General features: G+C 75.4%; 5 protein-coding genes. All 5 read left to right on the forward strand.

The annotated features are described in order from the left end of the window. The first annotated feature begins 1 nt into the window (after position 1). The gene (locus E4198_RS06475) at positions 2-2,626 is read left to right on the forward strand and encodes an amino acid adenylation domain-containing protein (protein WP_136182328.1); all 2,625 of its coding nucleotides are present in this window, start codon (positions 2-4) and stop codon (positions 2,624-2,626) included. After that, positions 2,623-10,686 (forward strand): non-ribosomal peptide synthetase, encoded by an 8,064-nt coding sequence (locus E4198_RS06480; RefSeq protein WP_136182329.1) that lies wholly within the window; start codon positions 2,623-2,625, stop codon positions 10,684-10,686. Before E4198_RS06475 ends, E4198_RS06480 begins: the two co-directional genes overlap by 4 nt. Continuing rightward, a complete protein-coding gene (locus tag E4198_RS06485) occupies positions 10,683-11,975 on the forward strand; it encodes an MFS transporter (RefSeq protein ID WP_136182330.1) in 1,293 nt (430 codons plus the stop codon). The genes E4198_RS06480 and E4198_RS06485 overlap by 4 nt, the downstream gene beginning before the upstream one ends. An 80-nt stretch (positions 11,976-12,055) precedes the next feature. Then, on the forward strand, positions 12,056-12,265 hold the full coding sequence (locus E4198_RS06490; RefSeq protein ID WP_136182331.1) for an MbtH family NRPS accessory protein: 210 nt from the start codon (positions 12,056-12,058) through the stop codon (positions 12,263-12,265). A gap of 101 nt (positions 12,266-12,366) precedes the next feature. Next, a complete protein-coding gene (locus E4198_RS06495) occupies positions 12,367-13,086 on the forward strand; it encodes a helix-turn-helix transcriptional regulator (RefSeq protein ID WP_136182332.1) in 720 nt (239 codons plus the stop codon). Positions 13,087-13,090: the final 4 nt, after the last annotated feature.

Consider the following 13,090-nt stretch of genomic DNA (forward strand, 5'->3'; position numbering starts at 1 on the left):
GGTGGAATCGGAGACAGCACTGCGGCACTGGCGGGAGAGACTGGCCGGCTTCGCGCAGCCCACCGCCCCCGGCGGCTGGTCCCGCCTCCCGGTCCCGGACGGGCCCGGCTCCGGGAACGACCGCGCCCGGACGTCGCTGCCCTGGACGCCCGGGCGGGTCGCCGAGCTCGACCGCGCGGCCGAGGCCGCCGGCACGACCGCCGAACGGCTGGTGACCGCGTCCTGGGGTCTGGTGCTGGCGGCGCACGCGGGCGAGCGGGACGTGCTGTTCGGCGTGACCACCGGCAGCGCCCCGGACGGAGCACCGGTCCCGGTACGCCTGGACACCGGCCCGGAGCAGGGCGTGGGCGCCTACCTGGAAGCAGTCCGGGAGGCGGAGGAGTCCGGCCGCCGGCACGCCGGACCGACGCTCGCCCAGCTCGCGGCCTGCGCCGACCTGCGCGGTGACGTACCGCTCCTCGCCACCTCGGTCGTCTGCACCCGCACCGGCCCGGCCGCGACGCCGGCCGGCCCGGACGGCGTCGTCGTGACGGCCCGGTTCGGCGACGAGGAGGCGGGGCTGCTGCTCGACCACCTCCCGGGCACCCTGACCGACGACCACGCGCACCGGCTGCTCGCCCACCTGGACCGGATGACGGGCACCCTGGCCGATGCGGCCACCTCCGCCGGGGCGCTGCTCGGCGAACTCCTCGTCCTCCCCCCGGAGGAGTTCGACACAGTGGTGCACGCGTGGAACGCGACAGACACCGCACGCGGTCCCGCCCGGTGCCTGCACGAACTGTTCGAGGCCCAGGCCGCCCGGACCCCGCACGCGCTCGCCGTGGTGCAGGGCGGGGAACGCCTCGACTACGCGGAACTGGACGCGGCCGCCGACCGGCTGGCGGCCCGCCTGGCGGCGGCCGGTGTGGGCACCGGCGACATGGTGGCCCTGAGCCTGCGCCGCACGGTGCGTTCCGTCGTGGCACTCCTGGGCGTACTCAAGTCCGGGGCCGCCTACGCCCCCGTCGACCCGCACCTGCCCGCGGAACGTTTCCGCGAACTGGTCGGCGCCCTGGCCGCGCCGGTGGTGCTCACCGACCACGACGCGGTGCCCGAAGTGGTGGACCGCTGCCGGGATCTGCCGGAGCTGTGCGAGGTGCTGTGGCTCGGCGGGAACGGGCCCGCCCCCGCCACCGCGCCGGGCGGGCCCGCGACCGGCTGGGCCCTGGCCGACGTGCCGCCGGACTCCCCGGCGCCCGACCGGTGCAGGCCCGAGGACGCGGCCTACACGATCTTCACCTCGGGCTCGACCGGCACGCCCAAGGGCGTACTGATGACGCACGCGCCGGTCGTCAACCTCATCCGGTGGGTCAACGACACCTACGGGGTCGGTCCGGACGATCAGGTGCTGTTCGTCGCCTCGCTGAGCTTCGACCTGTCCGTCTACGACGTCTTCGGGCTGCTCGCCGCCGGTGGCAGCATCCGCGTGGCGGCCGAGGAGGACGTACGCGACCCGCAGCGGCTGCTGGCACTCCTGGACGACGAGCCGGTCACCTTCTGGGACTCCGCCCCCGCCGCGCTCCAGCAGCTGGTGCCGTTCCTGACGCTGCGCGACACGGCGGCCGAGCACTCGCTGCGCCTGGTCTTCCTCAGCGGCGACTGGATACCGCTGCCCCTGCCCGACGCCGTCCGATCCGCTTTCGCCGGCCCCGAGATCGTCGCGCTCGGCGGCGCCACCGAAGCCGCCGTCTGGTCCAACCACCACCGCGTCGACCGGGTGGACCCGGCCTGGCGGAGCATCCCGTACGGCCGGCCCATCGACAACGCCCGCTACTACGTCCTGGACGCCGCACGGAACCCGTCCCCCGTCGGCGCCCCCGGAGACCTGTACATCGGCGGCGCCTGCCTCGCCGAGGGCTACCTGGGCGACCCGCGGCTCACCGCCGCCAAGTTCGTGCCCGACCCGTTCACCGCGGAACCCGGCCGGATGTACCGCACCGGGGACCGGGCCCGGTTCGGGCCGGACGGGACGATCGAGTTCCTCGGCCGTCAGGACCACCAGGTGAAGATCCGCGGCTTCCGCGTGGAGCTGGGCGAGATCGAGACCGCGCTCGCCGACCTGCCCGGGGTCGCGTCCGCCGTCGCCGTGGTGCACGGCGAGGCCGCCGCCGCGCACCTCGTGGCGTACGCGGTGCCGCGGCCCGGTGCCCGGCTCGACACCGGCGAACTGCGCGCCGCGCTCGCCCTCCGGGTGCCCGCCCACATGGTGCCCGCGCGGGTTCTGGTGCTGGACGCGCTGCCGGTCACCGCCAACGGCAAGCTGGACCGGGACGCACTGCCCTCGCCCACGGCCGAGGACGGCGGTCGCCCGCCCTACCGGCCGCCGGGCACCCCCGTGGCGGAGGCGGTCGCGGAGATCTGGGCCGAGGTCCTCGAGGTGGACGAGATCGGCGCCGAGGACAACTTCTTCGACCTCGGCGGCCATTCGCTGCTCATCACCCAGGTGATGGCCCATCTCCAGGCCGACCTGGAGGTGGAGATCCCGCTGCTGGAACTCCTGGAGAGCCAGACCCTCTCCGCCTTCTCCGACGTCGTCGAGAAGGCACTGATCGCCCAGATCGAGGCGGGCGGGGGCGAGGACCGGTGACCACGAGCCTTCCCGGGCCGGACCAGGACACCGGGCGGCCGGACCAAAATCCCGGGCCCGGACCGGACCACGCGGACCGTACCCGGGCGCTGCTGGCGGAACGGCTGGCGCGGGCAGGCCGCAGCCGCGAACGCCGCACGCTCTCCCGGGGCGAAGGCCCGGTACCCGCGGCGCCGCAGCAGGAACGCATACTGTTCCTCCAGGAACTCGATCCGGACGGCACCGCATACCACATGGGCTTCGGCCTGCGGCTGGAAGGCCCGCTGGACCCTGACGCCCTGGAACGCGCGCTGCGCGGCATCGAGCGGCGGCACGAGGTGCTGCGCAGCACGTACGTCCGGCGGGACGGCAGGGAGATGCTCGTCCCGCACGAGCCGTCGTTCGTCCTCCGCCGCACCGCCCTCGCAGCCGACGGGGAGAGCTCCGGGGAAGCCTCCGCCACCGAGGCCGAAGCGGCTCTCCGCGCGCTGCGGGAGGCGGAGTTCCACCGGCCGTTCGACCTGCGCCGGGGGCCGGTGTGGCGCGCGCTGCTCGTCCGTACGGGCGCCTCGGCCCACGAGTTGATGCTGAGCGTGCACCACATCGCCTTCGACGGCATGTCGGTCGACGTGTTCCGGCGGGAAATGCTGGAGGGCTACGCGGCCGAACTCGGCCGGGGCGACCACCCCGCCGGGCCCCCGGTCCGGTACGCCGACCATGCCGCCTGGTTCCGCCGCCGCCTCGACGCGGGCGCCTACCGCCGCCAGCTGGACTTCTGGCGGGCGCGGCTGGGCGACCGCCCGCCCGCCCTCGAACTGCCCGCCGACCGCCCGCGCCCGGGGCGACCGACCCGTCCCGGCGGTGTGGTCCGCTCCGCGGTGGACCCGGACCTGGTCGCCGCCGTGCGGGCGCTGGCCAGGGAGACGTCCGCGACACCGTTCATGGTGCTGGCGGCCTGCTTCCACGCCCTGCTGCACCGCTACACGGGACAGCCGGACGTGCTGGTCGGCACGCCGGTGGCCGGCCGTGGCGCCGCCCACGCGGGGCCGTTGATCGGCCTGTTCGTCAACACCGTGGTGCTGCGGGCGGGTTTCCGGCCGGGGCTGACCTTCCGCGAACTGCTGGAGGCGGTACGGGAGGACGCCGCCGCGGCCTTCTCCCACCAGGACGTGCCGTTCCACCACGTGGTCGAGGAGGTCGGCGTCGAGCCGAGCCTCGCCCACACCCCGCTGTTCCAGGTGATGTTTGTGTGGAACACCGCGGACTCCGGTACGGCGGAGACGGGCGGCGTACGGGCGCGGCCGGTGCCGCGCGAGGACCCGGCCACCGCGAAGTTCGACCTCACGCTGGAGGTGAGCGAGCAGCCCGGCGGCTGGGAGCTGGAGCTGGAGTACGACCGGGAGTTGTGGGACGAGGCGAGTGCCGCCCGCATGCTCGGGCACTACCTGACGCTCGCCCGCTCCCTCGTCGCCCGGCCCGGCCTCGCCGTCGGCGCCCCCGCCCTGGCGACGGAGGGTGAGCTACGGGAGGCGCTGCGGGACGCCACCGGAGAGGTGCGCGACCATCCCGGGCCGGTCGACCTGGCCGCCATGATCGCGCAGCGGGCCGCGGCCAACGGGGCCGCGGTCGCGTTGAGCATGGACGGCGCGCACCTGACCTACCAGGACTTCGACCGGCGCGCGAACCGGCTGGCCCACCACCTGCGTGCGCTGGGCGCCGGGCCGGAGCAACCGGTCGGCGTGCTGCTGGAGAGGTCCTTCGACCTGGTCGTCGCGATCGTCGCGGTGGTGCGCGCCGGTGCGCCCTATCTGCCGCTGGACCCCGCGCACCCCGCCGAACGGAACGCCTCCGTCCTTCAGGACGCCGGCGCCCGCCTGGTGGTGACCACCGCGGCGCACGCCTCTTCGCCGGACTGCGCGGTGCGGCGAGCGGACTGCGCGGCAGTGGCCGTCGACGCGGACGCCGAACGGATCGCCGCCCACCCCGGCGTGTGGGACCTTCCCGGCGCCCTGCCCGACCAGCTCGCCTACGTTTTCTACACCTCCGGATCGACCGGCCGCCCCAAGGGCGTCATGGTCGGCCACCGGGCCGCGCACAACCAGATCCGCTGGCAGATCGACCGGTTCGGGCTCGGTCCGGGCGAAGCGGTGCTGCTGAAGACCAACATCACCTTCGACGACTCGGTGGTCGAGGTCTTCGCCACGCTGGCGTCCGGGGCACGGCTGGTCGTCGCCGACCCGGCGGGACACCGCGACCCGGAGTACCTGCGCACGGTCATGGCCCAGGAACGGGTCAGCTACGTCCGCTTCGTACCGACCATGCTCGCGGCCCTGCTCGAACACGGCGGAGACGTGCCGCTGCCGGCTCTTCGGGTGGTCAAGAGCGCCGGAGAGCCGCTGCCGCCAGAACTTGCGGCGCGGTGCCTGGACACGCTCGACGCCGAGCTGTTCAACGCGTACGGGCCGACCGAGACCGCCGTCAACGTGACCGCCGCCCGCTGCCTCCCCGCCGATCCGCGCATCGCGATCGGCCACCCGGTGGACAACACCCGCTGCCACGTGCTGGACGCGGAGCTGAACCCGCAGCCGGTCGGCCTGCCCGGCATGCTGTACGTCGGCGGCGTCCAGCTCGCCCGCGGCTACCTGGGACGGCCCGGGCTGACCGCCGACCACTTCGTGCCGGACCCGTTCGGGCCGCCCGGCAGCCGGCTGTACCGCACCGGGGACCTGGTGCGGCGCCGGGAGGACGGCGGTCTGGAGTATCTGGGCCGCGCCGACCGGCAGGTGAAGATCCGGGGCACCCGCATCGAGCTGGGCGAGATCGAGGCGGTCCTCGGCGAGCACCCCTCGGTGAACCAGGCGGTCGTCACGGCCCGGAACGACGGCCCCGACGGGCCGCGGCTGGTCGCCTACGTCCTGCCGGGGACGGCGGCCGCACCGACCGCCCGGGAGCTGCGCGGCGCTCTGACCCGGAGACTTCCCGCCTACATGATGCCCGCGGCCTTCGTCGTCCTGGACGCCTTCCCGCAGCTGCCGAGCGGCAAGGTGGACCGCCGCAACCTGCCGGCGCCGGAGGCCGTCCGAGGCGGCGCGGGACCGGGCGCCGGGGCGACCGGTCGGGAGAGCCGGCTGTCCGGCGACGCGCCCCACGAGCCGCCGTCCGGCGACGTGGAGCGGCGCCTCGCTGCGATCTGGGCCGAGACGCTGGGGCTCGCGACCGGCGAAGTCGGCCGCCACGACGGGTTCTTCCACCTGGGCGGCCACTCCCTGCTCGCCGTGCAGGCCGTCTTCGCGGTACGGGAACGGCTCGACCGGCAGGTGCCGTTGCGGCTGCTCTTCGAGGCGCCAACCGTGGCCGGCTTCGCGGAGCGGCTCGCGGAAACGGCGGACGCCGCGACCGCCCCCGAGGACAGCGCCTCGGGGCATCACCGCCGGGACCCGGGCGGCCCTGCGGCGGAACCTCCCGGCCGCGCCCGCGTCGTCCGCCGTCCCCCGGGGGCTCGGGAGGTCTCCGCGGCCGAGGCGCGGATCTGGTTCGCCGACCAGCTCGATCCGGGGGACCCGGCCTACAACCTGCCCGTGGTGTGCCGCCTGCACGGTCCCGTCGACCTGAGCGCGCTGCGGGACGCCCTGCGGTCGCTTCCCCGCGCGCACGAGGCGTTGCGCACGTCCTTCCCCGGCGTCGACGGCAGGCCCGTACGCGAGGTCGCCGACCACGTCGAACTGCCGCTGCGCACCGTGGACCTGCGGGATCGCGGCAGCGCGGACCGTGACACCGCGCTCCACGAGGTCCTGACCGGGGAGAGCGGCACGCGGTTCGACCTGGGCCGGGGGCCGCTGGCCCGCGCGGCCGTCGTCCGGATCGCCGACGAGGAGGCGGTCCTGGCGTTGACGGTGCACCACGTGATCGCCGACGGCTGGTCGGCCCGCGTCCTGATGGAGGATCTGGCCGCCGCCTACCGTGGTGGGCGCTCCGCGTCGCCGGCCGCGGGGAGGACGCTCGGTGCCGGGGACTACGCGACCTGGCAGCGCCACGTCCTGAGCGACGAGGTCAGGGCGGCGGAGGCGGACCACTGGCGCGAGCGCCTGACCGGGGCGTCCGGCCAGGACCTCCCCGCGGACCGCCCACGGTCCACGGGAGGGGCGGGCTCCGCCGGGTCGGCGCACCGGTTCACGCTGCCCGACGGTCCGTGCGCCCGGGTACGGGAACTCGCCGACCAGGAGCACTGCACGCCGTTCGTCGTGCTGCTGTCCGCCTACGCGGCGCTGCTCGCCCGCCACTGCGGCACCGGTGAGGTGACACTCACCCTGCCGGTGGCCGACCGCGAACGGCCCGAACTGGCGCGAGTGGTCGGCCTGTTGCTCAACACGGTGGCGCTGCGGTTGCCGGTCCGGGAGCAGTGGACCTTTCGCCACCTGGTGCGCGAGGTCCGGGACGTCGTGCTGGACGCCTGGGAGCACCGGCTGCTGCCGTTCGACGAGGTGGTGGACGCGGCCGGCCTCGACGGCCGGGAACTCACCCGCCACAGCGTGTCGATGGACCCGGTCACGGTCGGCTCCCTGCCCTTCGCCGACGGCGTCCGCCTCGTGCCGGAACCGTTCACCCCCGACCATGCCAAGGCCGACCTCGCCCTGTTCCTGGAGGAGGACGACCGGAAGGGTCTGGCCGGCTGGCTCGTCCACCGGGCCGACGTCCTCGACCCCGGGCGCGTCGCGCGGATGGCCGGACACCTGCTGACACTGCTCGACCGGGGAACGGCCTCGCCCTCGGCCCGGCTCGGCACCCTGTCCCTCATCTCCCCCGGCGAACGGCGGGCGCTGGCGCCCGGCACGCCCGAGCCGTACCGGAGCCGGCCAGGCACCCTGCACGGCATGGTCCTCGACCAGATCGCCCGGACCCCCGACGCGACCGCCGTCGTGTCCGGCGAGGAGGCGCTGACCTACCGCCGGCTGGGCGCACGGGCCTGCCGCCTCGCCGGGCGGCTCACGGCACACGGCGTACGGCCCGGCTCGCTGGTCGGCATCGGCCTCGGGCGGGGCGTGCAGCAGCCCGTGGCCGTGCTGGCCGTGCTGCTGACCGGAGCGGCGTACGTGGCGGTGGACCCCCGTCATCCCCAGCGGCGGCTGCGGGAGTTGCTGGCGGACAGCGGCGCCGGACTGCTGGTCACCGACCGTCCCTGGGCGGACGCCTTCGACAGCGCCGGACCACCGGCCCTCGTCCTGGGAGACGACGACGCGGCCGGTGACTCCTCCGACGACGCCGGGGAGGCACCGGTGCCGCAGACGGCCGGGCGGGTGCCGCCCGGAGCCCTCGCCTACCTCGCCTACACCTCCGGCTCCACCGGCCGCCCCAAGGGCGTGCGGACCTCGCACGGCGCGGCCGCCGCGTACCTGCGGGACTACCTCGGGGACCGCTTCGGGCTCGGGACGGAGGACACCGTCCTGCAGCTCGCCGGGCTGTCCTTCGACGCCTCGGTGCGCGACCTGCTCGGTCCGCTCACGACCGGAGCCCGGGTGGTGCTGCCGGACGACGACCAGGCCGCCGACCCGGAGGCGCTCGTCACGGCGCTCGACCGGCACGGTGCGACCTGCCTGCTGAGCGTGGTGCCCACGCTGTTGCGGGCGCTGCTCTCCGCAGCCGAGGCCCGGAGGTCCGCCGGGTCCCGGCCCGGGGCGCGGCTGCGGCTGGTGCTGACCGCGGGAGAGCCCCTGGACACCGCCGACTGCGCGCGGGCGGGGGCGGCCTTCACCGGGCGGCCCTCGGTCGTCGACCAGTACGGTCCCACCGAAGGCACCATGACGACCACCTGCATGCCCGTCCCGCCCGGGGAGGGCGCGGCCGGTCCGGTGCCGATCGGTCCTCCGGTGGCCGGTGCCCGGCTGTGGGTCGTCGACCCGTACGGCGAGCTCGCTCCCGTCGGGGTTCCCGGTGAGGTATGGATCGGCGGGGCTCGGCTGGCCGACGGGTATCACGGGCAGCCCGGACTCACCGCCGACCGCTTCGTGCCGGAACCGTTCTCCGGGGAGCCGGGTGCACGCGCGTACCGGACCGGTGACCTGGCACGGAGGGAGGCCGACGGCACGCTCACGTTCCTGGGCCGCAACGACGACCAGGTGAAGATCCGCGGCCAGCGCGTCGAACCGGCCGCCGTGGAACGCGTGCTGCGTACTCTGCCGGGCGTCGCGGAAGCCGCCGTCGTCGCGGTACGGAGCGCGGCGACCGGGCGACCGGACCGGCTGCTGGCCTGCGTCGCACCCGGCACGCTCGACCCGCAGGCCCTGCGGAGCGGGCTTCTCGCCCTGCTGCCCGAACAGCAGGTGCCGGAGGTGTTCCGCCGGGTGCCGGCACTGCCGCGGACCGCGAACGGCAAACTGGACCGGAAGGCGGTCGCGGCGCTTCCCGACGAGCCGGTCGCCGCCCCGGCCGGTCCGCCGCGGTCCGCCACCGAGCGTGCGGTCGCCGCCGCCTTCACCGAGGTGCTGGGCGCCGAACGCGTCGGGTCACGGCCCGTCGGCCGGGAGGACGACTTCTTCGCGCGCGGTGGACACTCCCTCCTCGCCGCGCAGTTGGCGGCCCGGCTGCCGCGTCCGGCGGACGGCCGGGCGGTGCCCCTGCGGCAGGTGCTGGACCTGCGGACGGTGGCGGCGCTGGCCGCCTGGCTGGACGCGTCCGGGGCGGCGCCGTCCGGCGTCGCGCGTTCCGCACCCGTCCCGGCCGAGCCCGGCGCGGCCGCGCCGGAAACAGGGCCGTACGCCCTCACCGCGGGGCAGGAGTTCGTGTGGCGGCACCAGCAGCGCGAACCCGGCACGGCCGCCTACCACATCGGCTTCCACGCCCGGGTGCACGGCCCGCTGGACGAGGTGGCGCTGATCCGCGCTCTCGACGCGCTGACCGCCCGTCACGCCGCGCTGCGCACCCGGTTCGCCGACGAGGGGAACGGGCCGGTGCAGACGGTGGTCCCGGCCGCGCTGATACCCGTACGCCGGCACGACACCCGCGGAGCGAAGGCCCCGGTGGCAGCGGCCGAGGAGGCCGCCACCGCCGACCTGCGCGAGCCCTTCGACCTGGCCCAGGGCCCTCCGGTCCGCGCCACGCTCGTACGCTGCGGCGCGGACACGTACGTCCTGGGGCTGACGGTGCACCACATCGTCGCCGACGGCTGGACGCTGTCGGTGCTGGAGAACGACCTGGCGCTGCTGTACAACGCGTTCGCCGCCGGCCGGCTCCCGGAACTCCCCGCACCGGGCGGCTTCCTGGCGCACGCGGCGGCGGAGCGGGCGTATCTGGCCTCCCCCGCCGCCCGGGAGAGTCTGCGTCACCGGGCCGAACTGCTGGGCGCCGTGCCCACGGCGCTCCCGCTGGCGTGCGACCGGCCACGGCCCGCGGCGTGGTCGCTGGAGGGTGCCGTGGAGCACTTCGCCCTGCCGCCCGGCGTGGCCGCCGGCGTCCGGCGGCTCGCGGAGGACACCGGCTGCACGGTCTTCATGGTCCTGCTGGCCGCCGTGCAGCGGTGGCTGGGCGAACTGTCCGGTGCGGAACGCTTCCTGGTGGCGGTGCCGGTCGCCAACCGGAACGACCCGGAGTCGGAGACGGCGGCGGGCCCGTTCGCGGGCATCGTCCCGGTGCCCGCGGACCTGCGCGGCACACCCGGGTTCCGTACCGTGCTGGGACGCGCCCGGGAGTCGTTCCTGGCCGCGTGGGAGCACCGCGCCCTGCCGTTCGAGGCGCTGGCGGAGGAGCACGGTGGCGGCGACGAGGGCCGCCCTCCGCTGTGCCAGGCCATGTTCGCGGTGCAGAACGTGCCGTCCGCCGCCCACGGGCTCGACGGTCTCCGGGCGGAGCCGCTGTCGCTCGACCGGGGCACCTGCCGCTACGAACTCCACCTGCGCTGCTACGACACCCCGGAGGGCATCTCCGGCTGGCTGGAGTACAGCACCGCACTGTTCGAGGCGGAGCCGCTCCGCCTCCGGCTGGCGCGGTTCCTCGCGCTGCTGGACGAGTCCGTCGCGGAGGCACTGGGCGGCGCACCGGAGCGCGCGGGAGCCCCGGCGGAGGGCCACGACGGGAAGGACGTCCGGTGAGGGTCTTCAACCTGGTCTGGGCCGGTCAGGCGGCGTCCATGATCGGCACCGCGATGACCGTCTTCGGCCTGGGCGTCTGGGTGTTCCTGGAGACGGGCTCGCCGACGGCGTTCACCACCCTGGTGATGGCGGGGTCGCTGCCCGGCCTGCTGATGCTCCCCTTCGCGGGCGTCCTGGTGGACCGCTGGGACCGCCGGCGGGTCATGCTGGTCAGCGACCTCGGAACGGCCGTGCTGCCGCTCGCCGTCCTCGCGCTGCTCTCCGCCGGCGCGCTGGAACTGTGGCACCTGTACCCGCTGGTCGCCGCGGCCTCGGCGTGCAAGGCGTTCCAGTGGCCCGCCTTCTCCAGCCTGGTGTCCCAGGTCGTCGGCAAGGACGATCTGAGCAAGGCCAACGCGCGGGTCGGGCTCGCGGAGGCGGGCGGACTGGTCCTCGGCGACCTGCTGGCCGGAGCGCTGTACGGCGTGGTGGGCCTGGAGGGCCTGCTGCTGGTCGACCTGGCCACCTTCGGCCTCGCCGGCACCGCCACGCTCGCCTCCTTCCGGCTGCTGCCGCCCCTGCCGCCGGCGCGCACCGGCGGCGACCGGCGCGGGCCCCGGGCGCTGGGCGAGGAGATGGCGGAAGGCCTGCGCTTCATCCGGCAGCGCCCCGGGCTGCTGGGGTTGCTCGTCTTCTTCGCGGCCAACAACCTGCTGATGGAGATGTCGCTGGTCCTGGTGGCGCCCCTCGTCCTCGGCGCCCACGCCCCTTCGGCGCTGGGCGTGGTGAACGCTGTCGGCGCCGTGGGCATGATCGTGGTCAGCGCGCTGCTGAGCGTCGTCCGGCTCCCCCGCGGACTCGTGCGCACCGTCTTCGCGGTCACCCTGCTACACGGGTGCCTGCTGCTGCTCATGGGCGCGCATCCGGCGCTGTGGATGCTCGGCCTCGGCCTCTTCGGCATCCTCGGCGGCTACGCCGTGACCAACGCGGTGACGCCGACGCTGTGGCAGCAGAAGACGCCGACGGAGATCCAGGGGCGCGTCTTCGCCGTCCGGCGGATGATCGCCTGGTCCGCCGAGCCGGTGGCCTACGGTCTCGCAGGGCCGCTCGCGCTCCACGTCGGCGGCCCACTGGCCGGGGCGGCCCCCTGGGAGACGGCCACCGGGACGGGAGCGGGCATCGCCATGATCCTGCTGCTGGCCGGACCGCTGCTGCTGGTGGTGGCCGCTTTCGCCTACGCCCGGCCCCGCGTGCGCCACCTGGAACACGAACTGCCCGACGTGGCGCGGGCGGAGCCCGCCGCGACCTGACCCCGCCGATCCCGGCTCCGGCCTCCGCAACGGCCCGGCGGGCCGTGCCCGCCACCCCTCGACGACGAAGGAGCGCACCGATGGACGACACCCAGGACCACCGCGGCTACCAGGTGGTTCTCAACGACGAGGAGCAGTACTCGGTATGGCCCGCGGACCGCGGCCTCCCGGCCGGGTGGCGGGCCGAGGGCACCACCGGTGACCGGGAGGAGTGCCTGCGCCACATCGACGCGGTGTGGACCGACATGCGGCCGCTCGGACTCCGCCGGCAGCTCGACGGAACGGCCTGACGGAACGGCCACGCACCGCTGGAGGAAGGCACACGCCACCCGGCGGCAGTTCGGCGGAACGACCGATGGGCGGGGCGCCGGGCTGCTCCTACGGTGGACGGATGGGACAGAACCGCCCGTACCGGCCGGTCGGCTCGTTCGACGCGGTCGCCGCCCGCCGCCTGCGCCAGGCGCTGGGCATGACGCCCGCCCACGTCGCACACGGCATGTGGGCGGCGTTCGGGCTACGCGTTCCGCCGCACACGGTCCTCGCCTGGGAGGAGGGCGACGGCGTCCCCGGCGACGACGAACTCCCGGCGCTGGCGGGCGCGTTGTGGTGTGCGCCGGGCGACCTGCTGGGCGAGCCGCAGACGCTGCGGCAGCACCGGATGGCGGCCGGCATGGCCGTCTTTGACCTGGCGCTGCTGATCGGCATGGCCCCGGCGGTCTACGAACGGATGGAGCAGGCCGGGCACTGGGACGGCGACGACCGGCAGGCCGCGGCGCTCGCCCGCGCGCTGCGGCTCCCGCCGGACGCGGCACTGGACCTCACCGGCCGCTCCGCGCACCTCGCCGAGCTGCTGCGCTCCGCCGTCACCACGCGCTGGCAGTCCTACGCCGGACGCGTCGCCGACCTGGTGCCCCTGGAGCGGAGCCGTCTGGAGGACGCGCTGCGCGACCTGCACCGCGCCTACCAGTCCGCGACCGCCGGCTCGCTCCACTGGGGCGGCGCCGGCTCCGGCCGCCCCGACGACTCCGCGACCCTCTCCGCCGACTTCCTCGACGGCATCCTGGAGCGGTTCTGGGAACGCGCCGGTATCACCGGCGCGGATCGGGGATGATGAT

The sequence above is a fragment of the Streptomyces sp. RKND-216 genome (genome assembly GCF_004795255.1).
GTDB lineage: Bacteria > Actinomycetota > Actinomycetes > Streptomycetales > Streptomycetaceae > Streptomyces > Streptomyces hazeniae.